Raw genomic sequence first — 26,802 nt, 5'->3', positions numbered from 1 at the left:
TATAGTAGTTTGATTTTTATGCGCTAAAGACAATATCCAAAGCATCAAAAATATGTTGTTTAGCCTGATCAAGGTCCGCTTTCGTATGTGCGTCAGAAACAAAGCCGACTTCATATCCAGATGGACCAAAATAAACACCACGATTTAACAATTCACGGTGCATTACTTTATACGATTCCATTGATTTAGGATCGATCTCACTGGCTTTTTTAATTTCTTGCTGTTCAGTGAATGCAAACCAAAAAATAGAAGCCACATGGAAAAGTTGAACCTTATATCCTTTCTCGGCAATGTAAGCACGCATATCATTGACGAAAGCTTCTGTTTTGGCATTTAAATTTGTGTAAAAATCCTTTTGAGCTAAGATGCCCAATGCTGCAATACCGGCAGCCATGGCAACTGGATTGCCCGATAAAGTTCCGGCTTGGTAAACGGCACCGTCAGGAGAAATACAAGCCATCAACTCTTTCGATGCGCCATAAGCGCCGACAGGCATTCCGCCACCAATAATTTTTCCATAGGTGATAATATCCGGTTGTATATCATAGTACGCAGAAGCCCCTTCAAAGCCGATCCGGAATCCGGTAATCACTTCATCCATTATCAACAACGCACCATTTTCTTTGGTGATCTCACGCAAGAAGTGAATATATTCCTTAGACTGCAACAATAGTCCATTGTTTGCAGGGATACCCTCAATAATAACTGCCGCGATCTGATCTTTAAATTCTGCAAATGCAGCTATTAAAGCTTGCTTATCGTTTAATTCAATAACAATGGTTTCGTCTGCAAATGCTTTAGGTACACCGGCCGAAGATGTTTCACCAAAGGTGACCAAACCCGAACCAGCTTTCACCAAAAGAGAATCGGAGTGCCCATGATAACAGCCATCAAATTTGATGATCTTATCCCGTTTCGTATAGCCTCTAGCCAAACGGATTGCAGACATTACAGCCTCGGTGCCAGAGCTGACAAAGCGAATTTTCTCAATAAATCTATTGTTTTCGATAATCAACTCAGCCAGTTGGTTCTCCAATGCCGTTGGAGCGCCAAAACTTAAGCCTTTGCCGAGTTGTGCCGCTACTGCTTCACGAACTTGATCATTATTGTGCCCTAAAATTAGGGGGCCCCATGAGCAGCAAAAATCGATGAATTCATTCCCGTCCGCATCCCAAAGATGTGCCTTATCGCCACGCTCAATAAATAATGGGGTACCATATACGGATTTGAAGGCCCTAACAGGAGAGTTTACACCTCCAGGGAAATATTGTTTTGCTTTTTCGAATAGCTCAGCAGATTGTGCTCTTGATATATCAGGTGCTTGCATAGTCTAAATAGTTGAATGCGGAATAAAGCCTTTCTCCAATACTTCTTTGGAGTGGTAAGATAGGATGGCAGTAGCGCCGGCACGTTTGAAACTTAATAGCGTTTCTAGAATGACACGTTCGTCTAACCATCCATTTTGAATCGCTGCTTTTAACATCGCATATTCGCCGCTCACATTATACACTGCAATGGGAAGATCGAAGTTGTCCGCTAGAAGTTTAACGATATCTAAGTAGGGAAGTCCAGGTTTTACCATTAGAAAATCAGCTCCTTCTTGTGCATCAAGCTGGGCTTCGATAAGCGCTTCTTTTGCGTTAGCAGGATTCATTTGGTAAGTTTTCTTGTCCCCATGTTTAGGTGCAGAACCTAAAGCATCTCTAAAAGGGCCATAATAAGCCGAAGCATATTTTGCCGTATAAGACATCAAAGAAACTTGGGTAAAACCATTATGGTCCAATAGCTCACGGATGTAACCGATGCGGCCATCCATCATATCCGATGGCGCGATAATATCAGCACCCGATTGTGCATGTGCCAAGGCCATTTTACCCAATACTTCTAATGTCTCATCGTTTAGGATTTCACCGTTTTCGACAATGCCATCGTGGCCATCGCTACTGTAAGGATCCATGGCAACATCTGTTACGATGCAAGCCTCAGGGAAATTTTTCTTGACAGCGGCAATAGCACGTAGGTATAAACTTCCGTCACGGTAGCTTTCTGTAGCATACTTGTCTTTTAGTGACTCCTCAATATTTGGGAAAAGATCAAATGAGCGTAAACCCAGTTTTAAGCAGCTTTCTACCTCTTTCAATAGGTTGTCTATAGAATAGCGATAGATGCCCGGCATCGATTTAACCTCAGTTTTTTGATTTTGCCCATCGACGATAAAAAGTGGGAAAATCAAATTTGACGCGTCTAAACGTGTCTCTTGAATCATGTCGCGAATCACGGCAGATTTACGATTTCTTCTCGGACGTTGTAACATTATATTAAGATTATTTATGATCTATTGTTGTTTAAATGCAAATGCGGTAAAACCATCAGCTCAGTTTGACTTACGAACGGCTTTTTCCAATGACTAATACTCCAATCCAAAAACGGCTTCGGAAAGACCAATTTCATCCGGAGAATAAGGAAGTGTATAAGAAACATTCATCGCATCGAATTTTGCGCCTGTAGAACGACCAATACAGATTACTTTCTGGCCAGGTTCCAATAGATTGTCCGCAAAATAAGCTTCCACATTACTTGGGCTCGTAAACACCAAGACTTCCGCATTCGATGGATCTACATTTTCTTCTAAAACAGTTTCATACACCGGCATATTGATGATTTTCGTTTCAGCACTCAATGCTTTTTGGATTGTTTCCAGAGATTCTTTTGCACGTGGAATAAGTACGGTACCACCATTTGCCAGTTCTGCAAATTTCTTTGCAATTTCTTCCATATTAATCCCCTCGCTGTCGCCAGAAAAGTCAGCGACGCGATCATACTTGCGTAAAATCTCTTCAGATCCGCGCCCAATGACACCGATCTTAGTTTTTTTACTCAAACGAGGTTCCAAATTGAAGAAGTGCTCAATACCATTTTTACTTGAAAATATGATCCAATCCACATGTTTCAAAATGAATGGATCCAATTTGTTGATGATAGGAAATATTTTAATCAATGAACGGCCTTCAATTGCAATATTATGTTTGGCCATGGACCTTGCAAAATAGGAGTTTTCGTCTACCTCCCGGGAAATGAATACAGACTGCGGCAGTTTTCTGTCCTTTGAATATTTGCTGAAGATGCGCTCTGCTAAACGTATTGTGTCGGTATCTCTCAGGTAAACCCGGTCAGGGAAGTCTTCACTTGTTTCGGCGATAGAAGCCCAAGCTTCATATTCATCGCCGCTCTTACGGCAATAACAGCCAAGCGGAGCATGACAGCCTGCGTCAAACTTATTCAATACCAAACGTTCTACAGCGATTGTTTTAGCTACTTCTTCATTATTCAATGGCTGCAAAGCGTCAAATAGCTCCTGATCAACTTCGCGAATCTGGATCGCTAATACTCCCTGCGCTGGAGCGGGAATAATTTCAACAGGAGGGATTTCTTCTACATGGAAATCACTGATATCCATTTCAATACGGCTAATCCCTGCCTTTGCAAGCACAATAGCGTCATACTGCTCGTCGCGTAACTTTTGCATCCTTGTCTGCAAGTTACCACGGAGATCGTCAAACTCCAGATCAGGGCGCAACGCTGATATCTGTGCTTTTCTACGGTTGGATGATGTACCAACAGTCGCATTGTGCTTCAATGAAAGACGCTTTTTAATGTCTACACAATCTTTATGTATAATTAATAGCTCCGACGGATCTTCGCGCTCAGAAACCGCTGCAATAATCAATCCCGGTGGGTTAACTGTAGGTAAATCTTTGTGAGAGTGAACAGCTAAATCAATGGTCCCGCTTAAAAGTTCTTCTTCAAGCTCTTTGGTGAAAAATCCTTTGCCTTCCAATTTATCCAAACGAAGATGCTGTATGATATCACCCTGTGTTTTTATGACTTTTAATTCTGCTTCAATTCCAATTTCTGCCAATCGATCTTTTACAAAATTTGCCTGCCACATGGCAAGAACACTTCCCCGGGTACCAATAATTAGTTTTCTATTCACGTTAATTTTACTTTACCTATTAAAACGATCACAAAAATGTTCTGCCGATAGCGACAAATGCTATGCACACTGGGCGCGCTATTGATTCAATTCAGCTTCGGAAATGAACAGTTTCGGAAAATTTGTTTAAAACAATTTATTGGAACAAAAATAAATAAATAGAGGGAATATGTTGACACGTTACTGTCATTATATGTCAGGAAATAGTTGATAAACCGAAATTTAAAGAAAACAGCCAGCGATTAGCTTCACTCGGCAGAAACAGAATATACTCAAGAATTAGAGGGTATGTTAAGCACAAAAAACTTCGGGATAGGAATGCTAATTTTTCTCGGTTTCGGGAGTTTTAACCAAAATTTCTTTCGCCATAACCATCGGAACCTTAATGTACTTTTTCTCCATATAGTTGATCACTTTTTCCAATACCTCTCGTGCCTCTGGCGTTAAGGCCTGCACTTCTTGGGCAAATACTTCATTTAAGGCGAAAGATTTAATTTCTTTGATCTTTTCAGGAACCTCACGCATTGCAACTTCCACACGGCGTTGTTTGATTAACGGTAAAAATTCCTCAATATTGTCCTGAATGATCTTCTCCGCACTTTCCAGTTCATTATAGCGCTCTTCAATATTTTTCTCTGCAATTGCTTGTAAGCTGCTCACTTCGATATAATGAATCGGATTGTTTTTGAGAACTTCAGCATCAATATCATTCGGAACGGCTAAGTCAATGATCACTTTTTTATCAGTCTCTCCGTTTAATAAGGATTGATAAAGAGCGTTATCTACAATTGAAGTAGGAGCCCCTGTACAGGTTATCAGAATATCGAAACCTTCTTTATATTGACCAATGTCTGCTAAAGGAAAAGCTTCAGCATTCAATTCTTCGGCTAAGGCTTTGGCATTCTCCACAGTACGGTTGAAAATAACAAACTTAGCTTTTTGATTTTTTTGAAAATATTTCGCTAAATTCTGATTGGTTTCTCCAGAACCGATGATGACGATTCTAGGGTTTTCAACCAGTTTTAACTCACGTAATTTGCGGTAAGCAAGCGAAACAACTGAAATGGGATTTCTGGAAATTTTAGTATAGGTGTACACCTCTTTGGCTGTTTTTACAAGTCGATCCATCATCAGGCGTAAGAAATCTCCCGTAAAACCAGCCTCTCTGCAACGATCATAAGCCCGTCTTACCTGTGCCAGAATCTCTTTTTCTCCAACGACAAGACTTTCAAGTGAGCAGGACATCCGAAGTAAATGATTTAAAGCATCCATCCCCTCATATTTATTGACCTGTCCTAAATAGCATTGTAGCCTTTCTTGGGGTACGCAGAAGTTTAACTTACCCATAAAATCGGCGATAAATTCATGGGTCAATTCATGAGCACCATAAAATACAAACTCTACTCGGTTACAAGTACCAATGTAAAAGATCTCCGGAATATCTAAGCTATGCTTTAGATTGATGAGCCGACTTTCTAAATCCTCATTGCAGATTACTAGATTACCTAGATCTTTTAGTTCGACATGTTTATGAGTAAACGCTAATACTTTAAGATTTTTCAAAGCTCTAATCCCTCGCTTATATTTAACGGTACAAATGTAGCTTAAAAGCTTTGTGCTTGTGTCAAAAATCTGTCAAAGGGATTAATTTAGAAAGATTTTAAATAGCTTTTTTTATTAAATAACTATCTGTATTACAGTGTTTTATTTTTGTATTTGTGGCCAAATGATTTTCATCACGATAGGCAGTGACGAAAGTTTTGAGCTAAAAAACGCAGTGCCTACTCTTTAATATCCGAATTTACCCCAACAGAGTCCACGGTGACATCTTCTAATTCTTCCACATACGGAGTCTCTTCTGCGGCGGTAGCTTCTTGAATTTCACTGTCACTATATTGGTAATAGCTGTCAAAAGTTTTGCTGCTTTTATTGTAAATTAATGCGTATTTGGAGTTCTTATTCTTGATGATAATTCCATCGGCAGGAGCGGGCACTAACTTCATCTCATCCATAAAAATTTTCTGTCCCTTTTTGAAGCTGTTGATGAGTGGCAGTTCGCTTGAATATTCCTTCCAGAATAAGATATCGCCTTTTGCGGATATGATCCAGATCGCACTGCTCTGGTAATCGTTTTTTTCAATCAAAAATGCCATTTCCTTATTCCAGCTATCTGAATCGTTGCGATCGGTAAAGTTTCCATAACAAAAAACGGATTTAGCACGGTCTTTTATCCGGGTAAATTTGTAGATGGGTTTATCCTCTACGGGTTCTAGATAGTTATTGCCCATAAAAATCTTTGTAATACCCCTTCTGTAACGCAAGGGGATGTTGTCATATTCCGGTATAGTGAAGATGGCATTGTTCCAGTGTTGATAGTCTTCTAATGAACTCCAACCATCAGCATCCTCTAGGTCTTTGGGGTCTGCGTTTTCATACCCGATAGCAGCGGTGGCCGTGCTGTCGACCTCCAAGCCTTGGATCGCTTGTCGCTGGTTATAATTGTAATATCCGCCGCCGGCCAGGATCACCAATAGGACGATACCGATAATAATAAAGACTTTTTTCTTTTTGTTTGGCTGTGCAGGTTGTTCTGCGGCTATTTCCTCAACTTCTCTTTTCATGTTTATTATTCAGCTTAATCGTAAAAATTTATTCTCCCATTTATAGACATCACCCCATTGTAGTACTACTCCGTGTATTCCTGATTAGCATCAATGTGGCTAACACTGAACGAGAATTGTCTCTAAAAATAGAATAATTTTTCAAAAAGCGAAAGACATGTTATATAAGTGTTAATATTCAACTTATATTCGTACGAATTTTAAAGCAATTTGAATTATGATTATTATCAAAAAATACGTTGCCATTGTCGGACTGGTGATCTGCTTTTTTTCCAGTATGACGCCGTTTTTAAAAGTACCTATTAAAGGAAATTGGAACCTCTATCAGGTAGATGCCTATTTGTTCTTTATTACCCTGCTGATTTTGGGGGTGACTGCGCTGTTGTTTTTTGTTCGAGCAGTTCGCGCTTATCAATGGATGACGCGATTGGCAGCCTGCTGGTATATTTTGAGTATAACAGCAGTCTGGTTTAAGATCAATAATTATTTCGGTTGGGGCTTTGCTGATAAATTGCTTTCTAAATCCCTGCATATGCGCTGGGGCTGGATTGTCTATCTGGTAGGTATCTTATTGTTGGCGTTAAGTACCAAAAAGGTTGGATCTTCGGTGGAGTAGTGAAGGCGTTTAAACAAAAAATAAGCTAGATGAAAAACACCTAGCTTATTTTTTGTTTGGACGATGCGGTATAAAATGATTTTTCAATTTGTCCAATCCTAAATCTTCTTCGATCTTATCCAATTCGTAGGACCATATCTTTTCGTCCAAAATTTCGTTAAGCATTTTAGGGTTAGTAAGGTCTACTGGACGCACACGTTGTTCTTTGTTGATTGGCGAGGTAAGCTCCTGCAAAATGCTGCTATGGCGTAAGATCTGAAAGCGGAAAGTCGGCCATTTTCCAACATTTGCAAAGTTTCCTGTATAAAACTGAATCGAGTCGTGTGGAGGTATCTTATTGCTGAAAATACCTTTAACTTTATTCGCAGTTGCTTCGGATATGGATATCAGTAGCTCAAAGCTTGTTTCATTGATGATATGTAATTTGGCGAGTCCATCTTTGTGATCTCCCGAGATCGCCAAAAGTATCCCTTTCTCGATAAATCGATGTGGTGTCAATGGTGTTGCATGCTGGTCGAGCTCATCATCCGCGCGCCGCATATTGCCGAATACAAGGGTGATTTTATCCATCGGTACAGGGATTTCGAAACCTGTATCGTCCGTGACGCCCACAATATCGTTGGGCTGCATGGATGTAATATGTCCCTCAATGGGTTCATCAACAAACCGTACTAAATCTCCTATTCTAAATTTCATGTTTACTTTACTTTGGTGTCAATAATATATAATAGCTTTTCAAGATCCGTGTGATCGTTGTATAAATGAAATCCGATACGGATTCCCGAACCTCGGGGGAAGCATTTTATTCCCTCATCCAAGAGGGTTTGATAATAGTCGTGGTCGATCTGTATGTTGAAAATGTTACTCTGCGGACGTCGTTTTACGATGCTATTCAATAACAGTTTTCTGTCGGACAGCTCAGCACGGGCATCTGCGATCAATTTTTGGGTATAGGCCACTGTTTCGGCAAACCCCCATTCCTCCAATTGAAGAAGAGACTGCTGTAGCGTTCCGTGTGACAACGTATCCAAATGGCCGGGCTCGAAACAGAGTTGTACCACAGATTTATTCATCCATTGGTTGTTGAGAAAGCTGTAGTTTTCCTGAATATTCGCATAGAGCATCGCTTTGAGCCTTTCGCTTAAGAACACAAAGCCATTGCCAAAGCCAGCCATAAGCCATTTATATCCACTGGATAATACGGCGTCAAATCCCGAAAGTGTAAAATTAAAGAGTTCTGTTCCCAAAAATTGGGTGCCGTCACCGACGATCAGCAAGTCGGGATGCTTGTGCTTCAATTCCTGTATGAAAGATAGGTCTATTTTTAATCCCGAAATGTATTGAACAATGGAGAGGATAAGGACATCTGGTTTAAATATCGCTATTGTGTCCAATAAATTTGCTTCCAGTTGTTCGTCCATCGTGACAAATTGGTGTTCAAAACCACTTAATATCGTCGGAAAATTAACGGAAGGATAATCATTATTCAGTAGAAGAACCTTAGCTTGCTTAGGTAAACCGGCCAGCAGTGCATTGAAAGCAGAGGAAAAACAACTGGATAAGAAGACATTTTGGGAAGGACAATTAAAAAATGTACCTAGTGTAGCCCGGCAGGCATCCAAGGTCGCACCCTGCTGTTCACGTAAGTTCGAGTTTGAATCAAAGAAATCTTGGTCTCTCTTGGCGCGCCACGCCTTTGTTTCACGTGAAAGTAAGCCCGATCCCGGTGTCGTTAGGTAAGTGACCTCTGTTGCGATGTCAAAATGTTTGCGATATGGACTAGTCATTGTTGTGCTTTTTTGTTAATATAGCTAAATAATCTGTCAGTGAAAGATATGTTCCGCCCATACGTTCCAGATGACTAGTATGGAATTGGCAATCAATTAGATGTAATTCGATTTCTTGTGCAAGGTAAATTAGTGCAGCCTTCGATGCGTTGGCGACTTTAGAAAACATACTTTCGCCGCAAAATACACCATTGATTAATACACCATAAAGGCCCCCAACCAGTATCCCATCTTGCCAAACTTCCACCGAATGTGCATAACCCAGCTCCGCAAGTTTGCTATAGGCATCTATCATGTCCGCTGTAATCCAGGTACCTTCCTGATCTTTTCTATTCATAGTTGCGCAATGATGAATGACTGCTTTAAAGTTGCGGTCTATTGAGAACGAAAAAATATTTTTCCGAAGGACGCTCGCCATGCTCTTGCTGATTTTTATTTTGCGCGGATCGATCACGAATCGAGGGTTTGGGGCATACCAGAGAATAGGGCTGCGCTCGTCAAACCAAGGGAAAATCCCATTACTATAGGCGAGTAGCAGGCGATCGGTGGAAAGATCCCCACCTACAGCAAGTAAACCATCTGCTTCTGCATAGCTTGGGTGTGGGAATTCAAGTTTTTTAGTATCCAGTTCAAATACCATTGTTGTTTAGCATACTGCGAAAGAGGATATTATTCTGGTTGGCGTGGCTCTTTACTGATCTCATCAAATAGTTTATCCATGTGTTCAACATATTCGTTGGTGTCGTCAAGGAAAAATTCCAATTGAGGAACGATCTTTACTTGGTTCTTAATTTTTGCGCCTAGTTTGTAACGTATTTCAGCTGTTTTGGAACGAATCGCCTGAATGCCTTCCTGTGCTGTCTTGGTGTTTAAAAAGCTCACATAAACGCGTGCGATCGCCAAATCTGGCGTAACACGAACACGTGTAACCGTAATAAATGCTCCGGGAGCCCATGAATGACCCTCGCGTTGAAATAATGCCGCTAAATCCTGTTGAATTACCCCAGCAAAACGTTGCTGTCTCTTGCTTTCTGTTCCCATCGTATACGTTTTTTGTATTGAATATGCTCAATTGTGTCAAACAAAAGTAGCCAAAATTTCAATTAAAAGAGAACTTTGGATTGACCTCTTGTCACACTTAGTTAACAAAGAATACCAGATAGCACACCTGCTTGAAAAGAATGGAGAATAGCAATTGGAAAATAAAATATGCTAAAAAGGAAAAAAGGCACATCTTGGTTTGACGTGCCTTTAAATTTCGATTCACAATTGGTTAGGTAATTTCTTTCAAGTTTTAAGACTTTGAGGTCTATCATATTTGGTTTGAAATTTTGGTGTATTTAAAGCGGTAAGTATTTACTAACCCTACCATCTTCTCTTTTTTCATCTCCCTTACACTACAAACATAGGAATACTTAAAAAACTGACAAAATAACTTTTAAAAATAAAGTGAGTGGTTACTTATAATATGTGTTTATCGCGATTTAACAAACTTTTAACATTATATTTTTTTTGTAATAGTCTATTTTATCGACGCTATTTTTCCATTTTTTAACGAATTGACCAAAAAATGTATGTAATCTTTGCATTGATATAACCGTTTGCAATTGGTATTTTTGTAAAAATCGGATGTCATAAAATTATCAGAAGCTTCAATCCATACTAAACCTGCCATAAGCTTCTGATTAAAATAGCATTTAAAAAAATAAGAAGAATGAAAATCTGGCAAAAAAATATAGATGTAGATTCTTTTGTAGAATCATTTACTGTGGGCAATGACCGGGTCATGGATCTGCAACTTGCTGCTGCAGATGTTTTGGGCTCATTGGCTCACACACGTATGTTGAACAGTATAGATCTCATGACGGATGAGGATCTGGCCCTCGTTCAGCAAGAGCTAAAAAATATCTATAGCGAAATCCTTGCTGGAGATTTTCGCATTGAAGATTCTGTGGAAGACGTGCACTCGCAGGTTGAAATGCTGCTTACACAGCGTATCGGTGAGGCAGGTAAAAAAATACATTCGGGCAGATCCCGTAATGATCAGGTATTGGTCGATCTAAAGTTGTACTTTCGCTCCGAAATTCAACATATCATCCACAATACAGAAGCGTTTTTTAGCGAATTAATAAAACTCAGCGAGCAGTATAAGCATATCCTAATCCCTGGTTACACCCATTTGCAGATCGCCATGCCTTCATCGTTTGGGTTGTGGTTTGGTGCATACGCCGAAAGCCTTGTCGATGATCTGGAGATGATGCGTGCAGCCTGGAAGGTTTGTAATAAAAATCCGTTGGGATCCGCTGCAGGTTATGGCTCATCTTTCCCTTTAGATAGGACCCTGACCACACAATTGTTGGGATTTGAGGATCTCAATTATAATGTGGTCTATGCGCAGATGGGACGCGGTAAAACCGAACGTATCTTGGCACAGGGTATGAGTTCAATAGCTGCAACCTTAGCTAAGTTTGCCATGGACGTATGTCTTTATATAAACCAGAATTTTGGATTTATCTCATTTCCTGCCCATTTGACCACAGGATCGAGTATTATGCCACATAAGAAAAATCCTGATGTCTTTGAGTTGATCCGATCACGCTGTAACAAGATTCAAGCATTGCCCAATGAGATCGCATTGATGACTACAAATTTGCCATCCGGTTACCATAGGGATCTTCAATTGTTAAAAGAGAATTTATTCCCGGCTTTCCAATCACTCAATGAATGTCTTGAAATTGCAACCTTCATGTTGGAAAACATATCCGTTAAAGAAAATATCCTAGACGATCCAAAATATGATTATCTATTCTCCGTAGAAGTGGTCAACAATGAAGTCCTTAAAGGGGTGCCGTTCCGTGAAGCCTATCGAACTATAGGTATTGATATTGATGAAGGGCGCTTCAAGCCATCGAAAGAAGTAAATCATACCCACGAAGGAAGTATTGGAAATCTATGCAACGATCAGATTCAACGTATGTTTGAAGAGGTGAAAGCGACTTTTTGTTTTGACAAAGTTAATTCTGCAATAGACGATCTTTTAAAATAAAAGGTACTGTTGTCTTCTTGGAAAAAGACAGCACATAGCAAAATATAACGGCCGGTAAGCNNGCTTACCGGCCGTTATATTTTCTTATTTTTTTATTGAGAACTTAAAGTGTGTCTCGGAGTCAAATGACTCTCCGGCTTTCAACAAAGTAGGAGGAAAGTCTTCTTGGTTGGGCGTATCCGGGAAATGCTGCGTTTCAAGGCAGAATCCAGCATAAGGGAGATACCTATGGCCTTTTTTGCCAAAATCATTTCCAGTCATCCAATTTGCTGTATAAAGCTGCACACCCGGTTCAGTGGTAAAAACATCCAGCTGAATGCCCGTATTTTTTGAATAGACCGTTGCGCAAGGCTGCGAAATAGGCTGGTTGTTGACATAACAATGGTCATAGCCTTTGGCAGCAATCAATTGTTCGTTATTTGCAGTAATATCTTGTACAATAGGTTTGGGTGTGCGAAAGTCGAAGGCAGTGCCCTCCACTGGTACTATTGCATTCGGTATCTGATTCTCGTCTACAAATAAAACTTCATCTGAATTGATCTGAAGGATCTGCTGCAACACGTCACCACTACCTTCTCCGTCCAGATTGAAATATGTATGGTTAGTTAAGTTGATGTGTGTATCGGCATCCGATTGCGCATGATATTTGATAATGATCTCATTATTTCGCGATAAGGTATAGGAAACCATCACTTTTAGGTTCCCAGGAAAGCCTTCCTCGCCATCTGGAGAAACATAATAAAATTCGACGTGCGATTGGTAGGTAACCCTTCTATCCCAAACCTTGTCATGAAAACCGGATATACCGCCATGAAGACAATTGTTGCCATTGTTTTGAGGGAGTGTATACTGTTTTCTGTTGAGTTCAAATTTACCATCTGCAATGCGATTTGCGAAACGCCCTGCAGTACAACCATGGTATTTCTCGTCAGAATCAAGATAGGCCTGAATAGAATCAAAACCCAGTGCAACGTCTACCAAATTTCCTTTGTTGTCAGGAACCAAAATACTGACAATACGTGCACCGTAGTCAGTTAAGAGGACTTGCATCCCCCCTTCATTTTTTAATAAGAGCAAATGCGTGTTTTTGCCGTCAATTGTACCTTCAAAATGTTTTGGAATAAGTGTTTGATATTTTGTCATGATTGATCCCTATTGGTATTGTAGCATAAAGATACAGAATCTAAGCAGTATAAAAACGATTTTGATCGAAGGCATTTATAAAATCTTTTATTATTCAATCCAGGATCCTGGTTTAATAATCGCAGTTAAATAAACGAAATAATGAAGTAAGCAACGAATGTGGGCCAACGCTGTTTAAGGCAATTTTGGGTCAGTGCCGCAAGGATTATAATTGTATTTAAGGGCAAATTTATCTAAGTTTGCGCTATGTCTGAAAAAATGAATTGGAAAGATTTGCTCTCCGCAAAGCGCTGGGGTTACGAAGATCGGAGCGTAGATAGCTATCTCGTGGCGCGATCGGAATTTCAACGGGATTATGATCGTTTGATCTTTTCTTCCCCATTTCGAAGATTACAGAATAAAACACAGGTTTTTCCGCTACCTGGTGCTGTATTCGTTCACAACAGATTGACCCATAGTTTGGAAGTAGCCAGTGTTGGGCGCTCTTTGGGACGTATGTTTTATGCAAAGTTGAAAGAGGAAAACCCCAATCTTGATGCGGATTATCCATTTCTTCAGGAAGTCGGCAATATTATTTCTGCAGCATGCCTTTCACATGACTTGGGTAATCCTGCCTTTGGCCACTCGGGTGAGTCTGCCATATCGACTTACTTCACAGACGGAGACGGGCGTAAATACCAAGAGCAGGTTACCGCTGAGGAATGGGCTGATTTAACCCATTTTGAGGGAAATGCAAATGCCTTACGTATCCTGACACATGCCTTTCAGGGAAAAGATCCCAAAGGATTTGCATTGACGTATACTTCTTTGGCGTCCATCGTGAAATATCCATGTTTGGCCATTGATGGCCATCTTAAGAAAAGCCATCACCGCAAGAAGTATGGCTTTTTTACAGAAGAGCAAAAAGCATTCGAAAAAATCGCCAATGAATTGGGCTTATTAAAAGATCCTTCTAATCCAAAAGGCTATCTGAGACACCCGTTGGTATATCTGGTGGAGGCTGCAGATGATATCTGTTACAATATTATAGACTTGGAAGATGCTCATCATCTGAAGATTTTATCTTATCAAGAAGTGGAAGAGTTGCTATTGCCGCTATGTGGCAAAGAGAATCTTCGCGACAGACTTGACGGTCTGCTGGATACGCCGAGCCGGGTAGCATTGTTGCGGGCCAAAGCGATCAATACCTTGATTAAAGGGTGTGTTGACGTCTTTATACGTGAACAGGATAAATTCTTGTCTGGAACATTCGGATCAGCGCTAATGGATGCACTTGATGAAGAGATTGTTGCACAGATGAACAAAATCTCGAAGATCTCCATCGCAAAAATCTACAATGCTCCCACGGTTGTACAGATTGAGATTGCTGGCTATCGGGTGATGGATGCACTTTTAAAAGAATTTGTTCCAGCGTACCTCAAGAAGAACAAGAATAATTACGATAAGAAACTTGTCGCTCTAATTCCTGAACAATTTTATACAGAAAAACAAGATTCCTATTCGAAGATTCGTTGCGTATTGGATTTTGTGTCAGGCATGACCGACGTTTATGCGATAGAGCTATATCGTAAGATCAAAGGAATAACGATACCTTCGATCGACTAACATCTAACATCTAATATCTCATAGCTAAAATGAAGGTTGTAATTGCTGAAAAGCCCTCTGTGGCACGTGATCTAGCTCGGGTGATGGGGGCGAAGGAAGTCAAAGACGGGTATATCGCCGGTAATGGTTATGCTTTTACATATGCTTTCGGACATTTGGTCCAACTCTGTACACCTCAGGCCTACGGATATAATTCGTGGACAATCTCAAACTTGCCAATCATTCCACAAAGCTTTAAACTGGAATCGAAAAAGGTGAAGCGTGATGGCAAGCAGATGGACGATACTGGGGCAGTGAAACAGCTTAATACCATTAAATCCCTTTTGGATCAAGCCGAAGAAATTATTGTGGCTACCGATGCCGGACGGGAAGGGGAATTGATCTTTCGCAATATATATTATTTTTTAGGGTCTAAAGTGCCGTTTAAGCGCTTGTGGATTTCAAGCCAAACGGATAAAGCCATTAAAGAGGGGTTTGCCAATTTAAAGGACGGTACGGAATACGATAGCCTGTACATGTCTGCACGTTCACGCTCGGAGTCGGACTGGCTGATCGGTATCAATGCAACACAAGCCATCACCTTAGCAGCTGGTAATAAGGGCCTACTTTCTTTAGGACGCGTGCAGACACCAACTTTGGCCATGATCTGTTCGCGCTATCTGGAAAATAAAGACTTTAAACCGCAGGCATTTTATAAAATTCAGGCCGGGTTTGAAAAAGACAATATCAGTTTTAAAGCTACCTCAGCTAAAATTGATAAGAAGGATGTGGCGGAACAAACCGTTGCGCGACTCACGATTGGTTCCAATGCACGCGTGGCAAAGGTAGAAGCCAAAGAAACAAAAGAGCAACCACCGCTGTTGTTTGATTTAACATCGCTACAACAGGATGCGAATAAAAAATATGGTTATTCGGCCGATCAGACACTCAATATTGCGCAAACACTGTACGAAAAGAAGGTTATTACTTACCCGCGTACGGGTTCCCGTTATATTGGTGAAGATGTTTTTGAAACAATTGGCACACTTTTTCAACATTTGGCAGATACTGCAGAAGAATCCATTGCGTCTATTGCAAAAAATCTGATCGGTGCAAAATTGAACAAACGCTCTGTCGATGACAAAAAGGTAACTGATCACCATGCCCTTTTAGTGACGGATGAAAAACCCGGACCCATGTTGAAAGAGCAGCAGAATATCTACAATATGATTGCCAAGCGCATGGTCGAAAGTTTTTCGGAAGTATGTATAAAAGATATTACTACCGTTACGATAGATGCACAAGGTGTTGAACTCATTGCCAAAGGTACTGTGATTAAGCAATACGGCTGGCGGTTGTCTGCAGAGCAGATCGAGGCTCCGGATGAAGACAAGAACAATGAGGATCAGGACAACGAAAATGCGCAATTACCGAAGCTGTTAGCCGAAGAATTATTGCAGATTCTGACCCTCGAACTTGCCGAACGTTTTACTAAAGCCAGACCCATACATACCGAAGCCTCATTATTGAAGGCCATGGAAACTTCGGGAAAGGAAATTGAAGACGATGAAATGCGCCAAGCCATGAAAGACTGTGGCCTAGGTACCCCAGCTACACGTGCTGCAACCATTGAGACGCTTTTTCAACGTGACTATATAAAGCGCGATAAGAAAAAACTGATCCCCACAGAAAAGGGACTGGCCGTGTATAACCTTGTAAAGGATCGTTCCATCGCTAAGGTAACTTTGACCGGTAAATGGGAACAGAAGCTGGAAGAAATGCGGGCGAATAAGGTTTCCTATGATGTTTTTATGAAGCATATTAAGGATTACACCGCCAAAATTACAAAAGAACTGTTGACACTGCGGATTTCACTTGCGCAGGCGGAAGTTAAACCTCAGCAGAAAGGAAAAATAAAATGTCCGAAATGTGAGCGCGGGTTAATTTTGCTCTATGATAAAGTCGCCCAATGTGACCATTATGCCCGTGGATGTGATTTTAAGATCTGGCGGACATTGAACGGTGTCTTTCTAGACGAAAAAGAGATGAAGAACCTGTTGGAGAAGGGAAAAACTTCGGAGTTTAAAGGTGTGAAAAATAACGAAGGCACTCTTGTCAATGCGCCGCTTGTATTTGAAAATTTTAAAGTCAACGTGGGATAAGCTAGTGTACCCCACGTTGTTATCTTTTTGATGCTATCCCGGCTGCAGAATATCCTCCAGCGCAGTTGAAATGGTAGGAAATTTGAACCTGTAAGCATTATTGTCCAATCTTTCCGGTAATACCCAACGGCTTTTTAAAAGCAGCTCTGTCTCCGTACCGATTAAAGCCGCACCTATTTCCAGTAGCCATTTTGGAGATGGCAGGCCAATTTTGCGGTTCATTACCTGTCGAAAGATCGACATAAAAGTCTTATTCATAATCGGATTGGGGGCCGCACAATTTATAATACCGTCGATGTCATCACGACCTTGTAAGAATAAAATGATTTGAAATAGATCTTCAATATGGATCCAGCTAAAATATTGCTGGCCATTTCCCTGTATACCACCCAGTCCAGCGCGGACAAGATTTTTAAAAGGCAGGATAACACCCCCATCGGGCCCCAAAACAATCGCCATCCGAAGTGCCACCTGTCTTGTCTTTTCCAATTTGAAGTCGAAAAAAGTCTTTTCCCATAATTTTGCAACATCAACGGAAAAACCTGTTCCGATTTCCCCCGAACTTTCTGTCATCGGACGATCTTCGGCGTGCCGATAGATGGTCGCCGTACTTGAGTTGAGCCACAATTTTGGTGGATTGGTACAGCCTGCTATGAGCTCGCCGAGAAGCGTAGTCGTTGCTGTTCGTGAGGAAAATATTTCGGCTTTATTTTTTTTAGTGTATCGACAATTGACAGATTTTCCGGCTAGATTGATTAGGATGGCCGCATTTTCCAGCGCCTCAGAAATGCTGGAATGATCATCCCATTGAATAGTGCCCCGTCGACGTCCAATCATAACAACTTGAAAACCTAAAGTTTGAAATCTCTTGGAAAGATATTGTCCAACAAAACCTGTTCCTCCAGCAATGACTATTTTATCCATGGTGTTTCTATTTGAGAACCTTTCAGATTAACTATCGTAAGTAGCATCCATTGCTCTTCTTTGTTTTGCAATCCGTTTGCCTCTAAAGAAGAGAAACATATTAAGAAAGAGCATTACACCAAGATATATGCTAAATCCACCGATTTTATAACTCAGACGTTCAATGAGTTCCTGAATGCTCGGCTTGTACAGGCTGATTTCAAGTATGTAGAGTGCAAATCCCAAATTCATGAGGTAGAATCCGATGCGAAATAGATTATTCGTCGCATGGGCGACCTCCGGTCTACCGGCAAAGATATCATTCATGTAAACAATGCTATTTTTAAAAAGCACGTAGGCAACATAATAGGTTAATCCTATTGCAATGGGTAAGTAGATAAAGTACCCGATAACTGTTAAATTTCCCATGATATTAATGTTTAATGGTTAATGAATTCTTTCTTTTTGCGAAAAAGTAAATACTGAGCATATTGAAGTAATGTAGCCCAACAAGGACAAAAAGTAATCGTCCTGTTTTAAAGGCAATGCTGCAGATCATTTCATCAAATGATTCAATTTGTCGCCAATAACTAAATTGCAGGATTGCATAGCCAATGTTGAACAGATAATATCCCAGCAGCAATAAGTTGTTTGTCGTGTCAGCCAAGTTGACCTCCTGACGGAAAAGCGATAGGATGAAAACTCGACCATTTTTATGGAATAACCGGCCGACCCAAAGAATAATATAACAGGTGAGCAGGCCATAGATTGCGTACGCTAGGATATTGAAGTTCATGACGCTACATCATTAGTTTGATCAATTTGATTAATAAATCTCCACCGCTGGTATTGAAAATCTTGTTGGCAATAGTTTCGAGTTGATCCGTCAGATTTTGGATGTCCTTTACCGTTTTATGGAACTCCTTACCTTCTGCTGTCTGGTCCTTTTCGGTATTCCGGCTTATATCCTTTAGAATATCCATAACGGGGTCAAGCTCTTTCTGCTTACGCATCACTGCAATTTTCATCGCCCATTTTAAGACCTCTTTCTCTGCGACGAAATATTCTTTTCGATCACCAGCAATATGTTTTTTGTAGACAATACCATAATCGATCAATTGCCGGATACTCATATTGGCATTCCCGCGGGAGATCACCAACTTTTCCATAATCTCATCTGTAGACATGGGATTGCTTGCGGAAAGGAGTAGGGCATGAACCTGAGCAACAGATTTGTTGATTCCCCATTCAGAACCTAATGCGCCCCAGGTGTCTATGAATTGTTGTTTTGCTTCTTGTAATTCCATTGACCTTTCTTTTTGTTCGTATTTAAATTTTGCCGTAAGCGATTTACATCCAGCTTATTTACAGCATCTTGATAATTTGTTACATCAAAGTTATTTAAAGTTCTTGAATTTTCAAAAATTTCTGAAAGTAAAATAAGTTATTCCTTCGAGTCACCCTTTCGTAATAAGAATTTGCTTTTCTTGTGGACTTTTTGATTTGTTTTAACTTTGTCCGCATTATGGCGACAACTTTGTATAATCCTTTCAAACAATTTCAGTTTGATTCAGCTATTTGTTTTTTAACAGGAAGTAAGCTTCAGTCGGAAGAAGAATCCATTCAGGTCTTTCCAGTATGGATGATGAAATCCTTTCAATTGGAAGATAAACCTTTTAAAATGCTAGATGAAAATCTAGTGACTTACAAGTCGTTGAAACTACCTTGTTCCATGGCGGCAGCAGCGGCGATTGAGCAAATGGAAAAGGAGGTAGAGCAGTCATTTGAGCAGGGATATGAAGCGGTTAAGCAGTTAGATCCGCTACTGTTGTTTCAATGGATGACAAAAATTATTTATGGCGTAGTTTTTAATGAAATTCTTGCAGGAATTCGCCAACAAAAGGCTTCAGGAGAGGAGATGAATTTTTCACAAGCGCTTGCACAGCGTTTTACAAATTTGCATGCGATGTTGCAATCATTGGTAGTACCAATGGAGTTTGAAAATACGTTTCCATTTTCACTGGTTGTTGTACCTGTGGAGAATGCGCCCGATACATTTATGTACCGTGATGAAATCAATACCTTGATCTTCTCGATACGTATGAAGGACTTTGCTGTAGTTGCCTGTCTTCAAGATAATGGGACAAACAATATTTATCATGAAGACATTCTCAAAGTCATTTCGGGTAAAACATTGCACCCGATCCAATTTGAGGAATTGTGTGCGCGCTATTTTTATTCAGCCTACTTATTTAATCGTTTGCCAGATTATACGTACTTAAATACACCACAGAAAGTGTATGTGGAGCCGATGCCATTAGCTGATATGTCGATGAAACCTATCTTTGATCCTTGGCAAAATAAAACCTATGGCCAGGTGCTTGAAAATTTTTGGAAACCCTGGGGGTTGACCTTGTTCGAGATTATTAAGAACCCGGAGCATCCCATTAGCTTTCTCATTAACGAAAACGGAGACTTTGTTGCTCAAGTTGATATGCCACTGAATTAATCCAGTATTGCTAAACGCAATAAATGATCGTATCCAAGCGTTAAATGGTACGATTATGGTTAGTATAGGGTATGTATTTAACAAGCTTCAACACTTTTTTTTCGATTCTACTTTTCTTATTTATGTGTACTTGTGCAAGTGCGCAGATGATTGCTAAGCGCGATATCCCGACCGACAGTATTGCACAGGACGTTGATAATTTTCCTTATTTTAAAGGTGGGGCAGTGGCATGGTCCAGGTTTTTGCAATATAATCTGGATTTATCACGAACTGTTGGAACGATGGATAGTGTGGCCTATGCAAAATATGGTCCCAAACAGACAGCCATCCTCAAATTTATTGTATGCGAAGACGGGTCTATCTGCAATATTGAAATCGAGAACCCAGAAAAAATTAGCCCTGAGTTTGCAAAAGCTGTGTTGTCCGTTATGCGAAAATCGCCGCACTGGATGCCAGCACAAGTTAATGGAAAACCAGTTAAAACAAGATTTAGACAGCCTGTAGTAGCTGTAATTGAATAAAATTTGAATAGAAAATAATCGCTTAAATTTTCACCATTTATAAGATACTATGACATTCTGGGATAAAGTCAAAAAAATTATGAGCAGCGGAGCGGAAGAGTCCGCATCTGAAAGAAAGGATCCGGAAATTACACCTGGAGGATCTACCGTATACCGTTATGAAGATCAGTCTGAAGATAAGGATCCTAAGAACTTATTTCCAGAGATCCAATGTGTCTATCTGGATGAAATAGAGGAACACTTGACAAAATATATCGCCGAACCCGATATGGTGTTTCATGAGATTGTCTCCGAACTAGTCCATATTGATGTGCATTGGATAAAACCAAGTGCAAATTATCCATATCATATATTGGTCACCTCAGGTATGAGTGATTTACCGATGAATGTTCCGGATGAGGTGGAAAATAAGGAAACTTATGAACGTGCTGAGTTAATGGTTGTGTTGCCCGCAGATTGGAAAATAGGGGAAGAAGAATTTCAGGACGATGACAATTATTGGCCAGTATACTTTTTGAAAAGATTAGCAAGGTTTCCACATGAGTACAAAACCTGGTTAGGTTATGGGCATACCATTCCCAATGGAATGGAAGCCGAAGATATCGCAAATACCGGGTTTGGTTGTATGTTACTGCTTCCGCCTATGCTAAGTTTTGATGAAGACTTTTTGGAGTTGAAAACTAAAGATGGAAATATCATCAATTTTTATGCGATGATTCCGGTATATAAGGAAGAGATGGATTATAAACTCGAGGAGGGCACCGATGCCCTTTTAGATCGTTTTGATGAATACGGAATTTCGGAACTGGTTGATATTGATCGTCCTAATGTTTGTAAAGATAGATAGATTTAAAAAAAGGGTATGCAATGCTACAAGCGAAGAAACAGTATAGCATTGCATATCCTTTAGGATATACTTTTTTCCATTAGGGTGATCGTTTTGTCGATATCCGTATAACTCACATTAAGATGCGGTCTAAAGCGAACACTTTTCTCACCACAACCTAACATGATAAGCTTATTTGCATAGGCATTTTTGATAAATTCATTGCGCTCGCTTTCAGCGTCAAAATCCAATGCAACAAATAGTCCCTCACCCCTTAAATTAGACAGCTGTGTTTTTTTTGTGATCAACTTCTGGAGCTCCCCTTGCAGGTAGCGTCCTTTTTCGGCTGCATTTTGAACCAAATTTTCCTGTTCTATGACTTCAAGAATTAATTTGAAGCGAAGCATATCCATAAAATCGCCACCAAATGTGGAATTGATACGACTTGATTCTTTGAAAACATGGTGTTCCACCTGATCAAATTTTTCTTTGCTGGCCAGTATCCCGCATACCTGTGCTTTTTTGCCAAAGGCAATGATATCGGGAATTATATTGTAATGTTGGTAAGCCCACATTTTTCCAGTGATTCCCAATCCCGTCTGTACTTCGTCAAAGATCAATAGAATTTGATTTTCGTCACAGATTTTACGGAGTTGTAAGAAAAATTCCTTACGGAAATGATTGTCGCCGCCTTCACCTTGAATCGGTTCAATTAAGATACAGGCGATATCATGTGGGTTCGCTGCAAGGGCTTCATGTATTTCGTAGACAGCTTGTTTCTCCAAAGCAATGGTTTGATCAATATGTTCCTTTGTTAAGGGGTAGCTCAGCTTCGGATTGGTAATGCGTGGCCAGTTGAATTTGGGAAAATAGAGGTATTTTCTGGGGTCTTGAGTATTTGTCAAGGAAAGCGTATAGCCAGATCTACCATGAAATGCCTGTTTAAAGTGAATAACTTGGCTTGCTTCTTTTTGTATTCCTTGGGCAAAATTCAGCCTTGTTTTCCAGTCGAAAGCAGCTTTTAAAGCATTTTCCACGGCAAGGGTTCCCCCCGAGATGAAAAAGGCATAGGAAAGTTCTTTCGGTATGGCCACGCGATCAAATGTGTCAACAAAATCAGCAAACTCTTTCGTGTAGATATCCGACATAGCAGGTTTATTGACTGCCATTTTACCTAAGAAATCACGTTGGTTGACCAAATGGGGATGATTGTAGCCCACGGCCATCGATGCAAACATGCTGAACATATCCAGGTATTCGTCACCATTTTCATCTACGACATAAGAACCATGGGATTTTTCCATATCCATCACCAAAGGAAATCCATCAGCTAATATATGTTTGCTTAATCTTTCATGTACATTATTCATAGTTTTGTGTGTAAATGGGTTTATAAATCAAATTTGATCCCTTGTGCTAAGGGTAGATCAGTCGTATAATTGATGGTGTTTGTCTGACGGCGCATATAGGCTTTCCACGCATCAGAACCAGACTCCCGACCGCCACCAGTTTCTTTTTCGCCTCCAAATGCACCTCCGATTTCGGCTCCTGAAGTGCCTATATTAACATTGGCAATACCGCAATCAGAGCCGGCAGCACTTAGAAACAGCTCAGCTTCCTGTAGATTGTTTGTCATGACCGCAGATGATAATCCCTGGCCAACATTGTTCTGAATATCTATAGCAGCACGGATATCCCCCTTATATTTGATCAAATAAAGAATCGGGGCAAAGGTCTCTTGCTGTACGATTTCATAATGGTTTTCCACTTCTGCAATGACTGGCTGCACATAACAGCCGCTTTCATACCCTTTACCTTCAAGAACCTTTCCCTTAATTAGCAATTTTCCCCCTTGTTTTTGAATGTTTTCCAGTGCGTTTAAGTATGATTTTACGGCGTCTTTGTCAATTAATGGTCCTACATGATTTTTTGTATCCAAAGGGTCTCCAATTTTTAGTTGACCATACGCTTTAATCAGTTGTTTTTTGACCTCTTCATAAATGCGCTCATGGATAATAAGTCTCCTTGTGCTCGTACAGCGTTGTCCAGCAGTACCTACAGCTCCAAAGACGGCACCGATAATGGTCATTTTTAAGTCTGCATCGGGCGTCACAATGATTGCATTGTTTCCACCAAGTTCCAAAAGAGTCTTTCCAAGACGTTGCGCTACAGTAACGGCGACTTCTTTTCCCATACGGGTAGAGCCTGTGGCAGAAATTAAAGCAATGCGACTATCTTCGGCGAGCCACTCTCCGGCTTGCCTGTCGCCAGTAATAAGGTTGGATATTCCTTCGGGTAGTCCGTTGTGATGTAAGATTTCTGCAAGAATTTTTTGGCAGGCTAGGGCACATAATGGCGTTTTTTCGCTAGGCTTCCACACCACAGTATTTCCGCAGACTAAGGCTAATGCCGTGTTCCATGCCCAAACGGCTACTGGAAAATTGAATGCGGTAATAATACCCACCACGCCCAAGGGGTGATACTGGTCGTACATACGGTGCCCCGGGCGTTCCGAGTGAATGGTATTGCCATATAATTGGCGGGATAGACCCAAAGCGAAATCACAGATGTCAATCATTTCCTGTACTTCGCCCATACCCTCCTGATAAGATTTACCCATTTCATAGGAAACTAACTTCCCAAGAATAGGTTTCAGTTCACGAAGTTTTTCCCCAAACTGGCGAATGATGTCCCCTCTTTTTGGAGCGGGCAGTAGACGCCATTGTAAAAAAGCATCACCGGCCTGCTTAACAACTGCTTCATAGTCTTTACTATGACTGCCTTTTATCTTGGCGATGAGGTTTCCATCTACAGGTGAAAAGGACTTGAATTCTTTGCCTTTGGAAAACCATTGCTGTCCAGTTGATGACCCCAAATTTTGAGAGGATATCCCAAGTATTTTAAGCGCTGATTTTATCATAATGGTTTATTTTATTCGTTGAATGATTTAAATATATGAAATAAATTTTTTGCTATCAAGTTGATGCTGAATATTGTTCATCGGAAAAATATTCTTTATCTTAGATAAGCTAATGTAGACTATATCATGACTAAACAGATCAATACCGATTATTATCAAGTGGATGATTTATTATCCGAAGAACATAAACTGATACGGCAGTCTGTCCGCGATTTTGTGAAAGCAGAGATTAAGCCTTTTATTGAGGATGCGGCACAGGAGCATCGTGCTATTGCTGGCTTGATGCCTAAATTGGGCGCTATTGGAGCCTTAGGCCCTTATATTCCGACTGAATATGGCGGAGCTGGTTTGGATCAGATCTCCTATGGCTTAATCATGCAAGAACTGGAAGCTGGTGACTCGGCTATTCGTTCGGCAGCTTCCGTGCAATCCTCTTTGGTAATGTTTCCGATTTACACCTATGGTAGCGAGGAACAGCGTGTTAAATATTTGCCGAGGCTGGCATCGGGAGAGTTGGTTGGCTCTTTTGGCCTTACTGAGCCCAATCATGGGTCTGATCCCGGTGGAATGGAAACTAAATTAACAGCCAAGGCTAATGGCTTTTTATTAAATGGAGCCAAGATGTGGATCACAAATTCACCCGTATGTGATATGGCTGTCGTTTGGGCGAGGGATGAGTCCGGAAAAGTCAGAGGGGTGATCGTTGAGCGTGGAATGGCAGGTTTTGAAACTCCAGAAACGCTACATAAATGGTCGTTGCGCGCATCCAAAACAGGTGAATTGGTTTTTCAGGATGTTTTTATTCCGGCAGAGAATGTGCTTCCAGGTGTAAATTCAATGCGGGGACCGCTTTCCTGTTTGAATTCGGCCCGCTATGGTATTTCATGGGGCGTTATTGGAGCAGCAATAGATTGTTATGAAACTGCCATTCAGTACGCCCAGGAGCGTCATCAATTTGGTAAGCCAATCGCTGGTTTTCAATTGCAGCAAAAGAAACTTGCAGAATTTCTTACGGAAATTACCAAGGCGCAGTTGTTATCGTGGCGTTTAGGTGTACTCAAAAACGAGGGACGGGCGACACCAACACAAATCTCGATGGCCAAAAGGAACAATGTGAATATGGCTTTGCAGATTGCGCGTGAATCCAGGCAGATCCTTGGGGGGATGGGGATAGTAGGGGATTTTCCTATGATGCGGCATATGATGAACCTCGAATCTGTGATTACCTATGAAGGGACCCATGATATCCATTTATTGATTACAGGTCAAGATATTACTGGTCTGAACGCATTTTCATAATGCAAATTTTGGTTACGTAACAGGGATTGGTGTTCCTTTATCTTGAGCATATAGGAGTATTTATTTTATAAAATCTATTTTTCGGCATAGATAAGCTAGGGTTGGTGCTACGGTTAAACTCGTATTTGACCTTGGTGTTATCCTTAGTTATAGCAGTTTCTTATCCCTAAAAAAACACATAGTTATTACCTTTTTATTCCTTAGTATAGAATTTGTATACCTATAGCTTAGTCTTAAGTTAGGTTTAGTATGGGTTCTACCTATACTAAACCTAAACAAACCCTAACTAAACCCTAAGTAAACCCTAAACTAAGCTATAACATGATAGCGTTTTTGATGCCTCGATCGGCCGTCTTATATTTCGAATTCGGCAGGGCGTCTAGCCCGGCGGCGCCTGCGGCATACAACCTATGAGAGAGACCACGCTGTAGTTCGCGGCGGCGTGCCTTTCACAGACTTCGTCCTCCCGGGACATTTTGTCCTGGCGCAGCTGCCTGCCGCCCCGTTTCCCCGCCCGGAGCTCCGTTATATGCAGTCTGCCCCTGTAATTTGCCTCCGGGAGGGGCCTGCTGAAAAATAATCTCCCATCCTTCCAGGGAGTTATGTCGAAAATGAAATAAATAAGAACAAAAGGCTTGGAAGTTTGTCCCCAAACTTCCTATCTTTGCACCACTCCGCAAGGGAGGGACGGTTACTTCGAGAGAAGGAACCCTGAAAAAAGAAGGGTTTAAGAGCGCCTGACAGGATCTAAAATCCCGCCCGGTTTATTTTAAACGCGGAAATCGAAAAAAGGGAAAAGAAAAAAAAACTTCAGTAAGTTTTTGGAAGTTCAAAAATGATTTCTACCTTTGCAGTCCCAACGGAAACGGAG

General features: G+C 40.8%; 25 protein-coding genes. 8 read left to right on the top strand and 17 right to left on the bottom strand.

Going from position 1 to position 26,802, the window contains the following annotated elements:
• Window positions 1–16: 16 nt before the first annotated feature.
• The 5 genes from hemL to B2107_RS02610 all read right to left on the bottom strand — a co-directional run bounded on the left by hemL (window position 17) and on the right by B2107_RS02610 (window position 6,615).
• Window positions 17–1,327: a glutamate-1-semialdehyde 2,1-aminomutase gene (gene hemL / locus B2107_RS02630; protein ID WP_293952903.1), complete on the bottom strand. Its 1,311-nt coding sequence runs from the start codon at window positions 1,325–1,327 to the stop codon at window positions 17–19.
• Window positions 1,328–1,330: 3 nt separating this feature from the next.
• On the bottom strand, window positions 1,331–2,314 hold the full coding sequence (gene hemB, locus B2107_RS02625) for a porphobilinogen synthase (protein ID WP_293952901.1): 984 nt from the start codon (window positions 2,312–2,314) through the stop codon (window positions 1,331–1,333).
• Window positions 2,315–2,407: 93 nt separating this feature from the next.
• Window positions 2,408–3,994: a hydroxymethylbilane synthase gene (gene hemC, locus B2107_RS02620; protein ID WP_293952899.1), complete on the bottom strand. Its 1,587-nt coding sequence runs from the start codon at window positions 3,992–3,994 to the stop codon at window positions 2,408–2,410.
• A gap of 321 nt (window positions 3,995–4,315) precedes the next feature.
• Complete coding sequence (gene hemA / locus B2107_RS02615) at window positions 4,316–5,557, bottom strand: glutamyl-tRNA reductase (protein WP_293952897.1); 1,242 nt, start codon at window positions 5,555–5,557, stop codon at window positions 4,316–4,318.
• 218 nt (window positions 5,558–5,775) lie between these two features.
• On the bottom strand, window positions 5,776–6,615 hold the full coding sequence (locus B2107_RS02610) for a hypothetical protein (RefSeq protein WP_293952895.1): 840 nt from the start codon (window positions 6,613–6,615) through the stop codon (window positions 5,776–5,778).
• Window positions 6,616–6,832: 217 nt separating this feature from the next.
• Here B2107_RS02610 and B2107_RS02605 point away from each other — a divergent pair, with 217 nt between their 5' ends.
• A complete protein-coding gene (locus B2107_RS02605) occupies window positions 6,833–7,231 on the top strand; it encodes a hypothetical protein (protein WP_293952893.1) in 399 nt (132 codons plus the stop codon).
• A 45-nt stretch (window positions 7,232–7,276) separates the two neighbouring features.
• Here the strand turns inward: B2107_RS02605 and B2107_RS02600 are convergent, their stop codons facing one another.
• The 4 genes from B2107_RS02600 to rbfA are packed head-to-tail and all read right to left on the bottom strand — an operon-like array spanning window position 7,277 to window position 10,059.
• Entirely contained in the window at window positions 7,277–7,927 is a 651-nt protein-coding gene (locus B2107_RS02600; RefSeq protein ID WP_293952891.1) for a hypothetical protein, read from the bottom strand.
• A gap of 2 nt (window positions 7,928–7,929) precedes the next feature.
• Window positions 7,930–9,018, bottom strand: a complete 1,089-nt coding sequence (locus tag B2107_RS02595; protein WP_293952889.1) for an aminotransferase class V-fold PLP-dependent enzyme — start codon at window positions 9,016–9,018, stop codon at window positions 7,930–7,932.
• Window positions 9,011–9,658 (bottom strand): leucyl/phenylalanyl-tRNA--protein transferase, encoded by a 648-nt coding sequence (gene aat, locus B2107_RS02590; RefSeq protein WP_293952887.1) that lies wholly within the window; start codon window positions 9,656–9,658, stop codon window positions 9,011–9,013. Before aat ends, B2107_RS02595 begins: the two co-directional genes overlap by 8 nt.
• Before the next feature lie 29 nt (window positions 9,659–9,687).
• The gene (rbfA, locus tag B2107_RS02585) at window positions 9,688–10,059 is read right to left on the bottom strand and encodes a 30S ribosome-binding factor RbfA (protein WP_293952885.1); all 372 of its coding nucleotides are present in this window, start codon (window positions 10,057–10,059) and stop codon (window positions 9,688–9,690) included.
• A 673-nt stretch (window positions 10,060–10,732) separates the two neighbouring features.
• Here rbfA and argH point away from each other — a divergent pair.
• Window positions 10,733–12,064, top strand: coding sequence for an argininosuccinate lyase (gene argH / locus B2107_RS02580; RefSeq protein ID WP_293952883.1), 1,332 nt, complete (start codon window positions 10,733–10,735; stop codon window positions 12,062–12,064).
• Window positions 12,065–12,148: 84 nt separating this feature from the next.
• Here argH and B2107_RS02575 read toward each other — a convergent pair whose 3' ends face one another.
• A complete protein-coding gene (locus tag B2107_RS02575) occupies window positions 12,149–13,207 on the bottom strand; it encodes an aldose epimerase family protein (protein ID WP_293952882.1) in 1,059 nt (352 codons plus the stop codon).
• A 246-nt stretch (window positions 13,208–13,453) separates the two neighbouring features.
• On the opposite strand from B2107_RS02575, the gene B2107_RS02570 reads away from it, so the two are divergent.
• Window positions 13,454–14,812: a deoxyguanosinetriphosphate triphosphohydrolase gene (locus tag B2107_RS02570; protein ID WP_293952880.1), complete on the top strand. Its 1,359-nt coding sequence runs from the start codon at window positions 13,454–13,456 to the stop codon at window positions 14,810–14,812.
• A gap of 29 nt (window positions 14,813–14,841) precedes the next feature.
• The gene (locus tag B2107_RS02565; protein ID WP_293952878.1) at window positions 14,842–16,953 is read left to right on the top strand and encodes a type IA DNA topoisomerase; all 2,112 of its coding nucleotides are present in this window, start codon (window positions 14,842–14,844) and stop codon (window positions 16,951–16,953) included.
• A gap of 33 nt (window positions 16,954–16,986) precedes the next feature.
• On the opposite strand, the gene B2107_RS02560 is transcribed toward B2107_RS02565, so the two are convergent.
• From B2107_RS02560 to B2107_RS02545, 4 genes are read right to left on the bottom strand one after another with little or no spacing between them, the layout of a single operon-like run.
• Window positions 16,987–17,877, bottom strand: coding sequence for a TIGR01777 family oxidoreductase (locus tag B2107_RS02560; protein ID WP_293952876.1), 891 nt, complete (start codon window positions 17,875–17,877; stop codon window positions 16,987–16,989).
• 27 nt (window positions 17,878–17,904) lie between these two features.
• Window positions 17,905–18,285, bottom strand: coding sequence for a hypothetical protein (locus B2107_RS02555; protein WP_293952874.1), 381 nt, complete (start codon window positions 18,283–18,285; stop codon window positions 17,905–17,907).
• A gap of 4 nt (window positions 18,286–18,289) precedes the next feature.
• The gene (locus B2107_RS02550) at window positions 18,290–18,652 is read right to left on the bottom strand and encodes a hypothetical protein (protein ID WP_293952872.1); all 363 of its coding nucleotides are present in this window, start codon (window positions 18,650–18,652) and stop codon (window positions 18,290–18,292) included.
• Between the two features lie 4 nt (window positions 18,653–18,656).
• On the bottom strand, window positions 18,657–19,163 hold the full coding sequence (locus tag B2107_RS02545; protein WP_112373885.1) for a GbsR/MarR family transcriptional regulator: 507 nt from the start codon (window positions 19,161–19,163) through the stop codon (window positions 18,657–18,659).
• 218 nt (window positions 19,164–19,381) lie between these two features.
• On the opposite strand from B2107_RS02545, the gene B2107_RS02540 reads away from it, so the two are divergent.
• The 3 genes from B2107_RS02540 (at window position 19,382) to B2107_RS02530 (ending at window position 21,733) form a co-directional block, all read left to right on the top strand.
• The gene (locus B2107_RS02540) at window positions 19,382–20,365 is read left to right on the top strand and encodes a hypothetical protein (protein ID WP_293952870.1); all 984 of its coding nucleotides are present in this window, start codon (window positions 19,382–19,384) and stop codon (window positions 20,363–20,365) included.
• Window positions 20,366–20,487: 122 nt separating this feature from the next.
• Window positions 20,488–20,886, top strand: a complete 399-nt coding sequence (locus B2107_RS02535; RefSeq protein ID WP_293952868.1) for an energy transducer TonB — start codon at window positions 20,488–20,490, stop codon at window positions 20,884–20,886.
• Between the two features lie 79 nt (window positions 20,887–20,965).
• Window positions 20,966–21,733 (top strand): suppressor of fused domain protein, encoded by a 768-nt coding sequence (locus tag B2107_RS02530; protein ID WP_293952866.1) that lies wholly within the window; start codon window positions 20,966–20,968, stop codon window positions 21,731–21,733.
• 59 nt (window positions 21,734–21,792) lie between these two features.
• Here the strand turns inward: B2107_RS02530 and lat are convergent, their stop codons facing one another.
• Window positions 21,793–23,082 (bottom strand): L-lysine 6-transaminase, encoded by a 1,290-nt coding sequence (gene lat / locus B2107_RS02525; protein WP_293952864.1) that lies wholly within the window; start codon window positions 23,080–23,082, stop codon window positions 21,793–21,795.
• A 20-nt stretch (window positions 23,083–23,102) separates the two neighbouring features.
• Window positions 23,103–24,632, bottom strand: a complete 1,530-nt coding sequence (locus tag B2107_RS02520; protein ID WP_293952862.1) for an aldehyde dehydrogenase family protein — start codon at window positions 24,630–24,632, stop codon at window positions 23,103–23,105.
• Window positions 24,633–24,758: 126 nt separating this feature from the next.
• Between B2107_RS02520 and B2107_RS02515 the strand changes: the two genes are divergently transcribed.
• Window positions 24,759–25,931, top strand: coding sequence for an acyl-CoA dehydrogenase family protein (locus B2107_RS02515; protein WP_293952860.1), 1,173 nt, complete (start codon window positions 24,759–24,761; stop codon window positions 25,929–25,931).
• 449 nt (window positions 25,932–26,380) lie between these two features.
• On the opposite strand, the gene B2107_RS02510 is transcribed toward B2107_RS02515, so the two are convergent.
• Window positions 26,381–26,611 carry a hypothetical protein gene (locus B2107_RS02510; protein ID WP_293952858.1) on the bottom strand — a complete coding sequence of 77 codons (231 nt, stop codon included), beginning with the start codon at window positions 26,609–26,611 and terminating at the stop codon, window positions 26,381–26,383.
• Window positions 26,612–26,802: the final 191 nt, after the last annotated feature.

This window comes from Sphingobacterium sp. UBA7855, assembly GCA_002500745.1.
Classification (GTDB): domain Bacteria; phylum Bacteroidota; class Bacteroidia; order Sphingobacteriales; family Sphingobacteriaceae; genus Sphingobacterium.
Note: the sequence above shows the minus strand (reverse complement) of the source record. Positions and strands in the feature narration are given on the sequence as shown.

Coding starts and splice junctions, on each gene's coding strand:
- B2107_RS02540 (WP_293952870.1), top strand. CDS start 19,382: ATGGCGACAACTTTGTATAATCCTTTCAAACAATTTCAGTTTGATTCA.
- B2107_RS02605 (WP_293952893.1), top strand. CDS start 6,833: ATGATTATTATCAAAAAATACGTTGCCATTGTCGGACTGGTGATCTGC.
- argH (WP_293952883.1), top strand. CDS start 10,733: ATGAAAATCTGGCAAAAAAATATAGATGTAGATTCTTTTGTAGAATCA.
- B2107_RS02530 (WP_293952866.1), top strand. CDS start 20,966: ATGAGCAGCGGAGCGGAAGAGTCCGCATCTGAAAGAAAGGATCCGGAA.
- lat (WP_293952864.1), bottom strand. CDS start 23,082: ATGAATAATGTACATGAAAGATTAAGCAAACATATATTAGCTGATGGA.
- hemL (WP_293952903.1), bottom strand. CDS start 1,327: ATGCAAGCACCTGATATATCAAGAGCACAATCTGCTGAGCTATTCGAA.
- B2107_RS02515 (WP_293952860.1), top strand. CDS start 24,759: ATGACTAAACAGATCAATACCGATTATTATCAAGTGGATGATTTATTA.
- B2107_RS02520 (WP_293952862.1), bottom strand. CDS start 24,632: ATGATAAAATCAGCGCTTAAAATACTTGGGATATCCTCTCAAAATTTG.
- B2107_RS02575 (WP_293952882.1), bottom strand. CDS start 13,207: ATGACAAAATATCAAACACTTATTCCAAAACATTTTGAAGGTACAATT.
- B2107_RS02560 (WP_293952876.1), bottom strand. CDS start 17,877: ATGGATAAAATAGTCATTGCTGGAGGAACAGGTTTTGTTGGACAATAT.
- B2107_RS02595 (WP_293952889.1), bottom strand. CDS start 9,018: ATGACTAGTCCATATCGCAAACATTTTGACATCGCAACAGAGGTCACT.
- B2107_RS02610 (WP_293952895.1), bottom strand. CDS start 6,615: ATGAAAAGAGAAGTTGAGGAAATAGCCGCAGAACAACCTGCACAGCCA.
- B2107_RS02535 (WP_293952868.1), top strand. CDS start 20,488: ATGTGTACTTGTGCAAGTGCGCAGATGATTGCTAAGCGCGATATCCCG.
- B2107_RS02570 (WP_293952880.1), top strand. CDS start 13,454: ATGTCTGAAAAAATGAATTGGAAAGATTTGCTCTCCGCAAAGCGCTGG.
- B2107_RS02565 (WP_293952878.1), top strand. CDS start 14,842: ATGAAGGTTGTAATTGCTGAAAAGCCCTCTGTGGCACGTGATCTAGCT.
- B2107_RS02555 (WP_293952874.1), bottom strand. CDS start 18,285: ATGGGAAATTTAACAGTTATCGGGTACTTTATCTACTTACCCATTGCA.
- B2107_RS02550 (WP_293952872.1), bottom strand. CDS start 18,652: ATGAACTTCAATATCCTAGCGTACGCAATCTATGGCCTGCTCACCTGT.
- B2107_RS02600 (WP_293952891.1), bottom strand. CDS start 7,927: ATGAAATTTAGAATAGGAGATTTAGTACGGTTTGTTGATGAACCCATT.
- B2107_RS02545 (WP_112373885.1), bottom strand. CDS start 19,163: ATGGAATTACAAGAAGCAAAACAACAATTCATAGACACCTGGGGCGCA.
- hemB (WP_293952901.1), bottom strand. CDS start 2,314: ATGTTACAACGTCCGAGAAGAAATCGTAAATCTGCCGTGATTCGCGAC.
- rbfA (WP_293952885.1), bottom strand. CDS start 10,059: ATGGGAACAGAAAGCAAGAGACAGCAACGTTTTGCTGGGGTAATTCAA.
- aat (WP_293952887.1), bottom strand. CDS start 9,658: ATGGTATTTGAACTGGATACTAAAAAACTTGAATTCCCACACCCAAGC.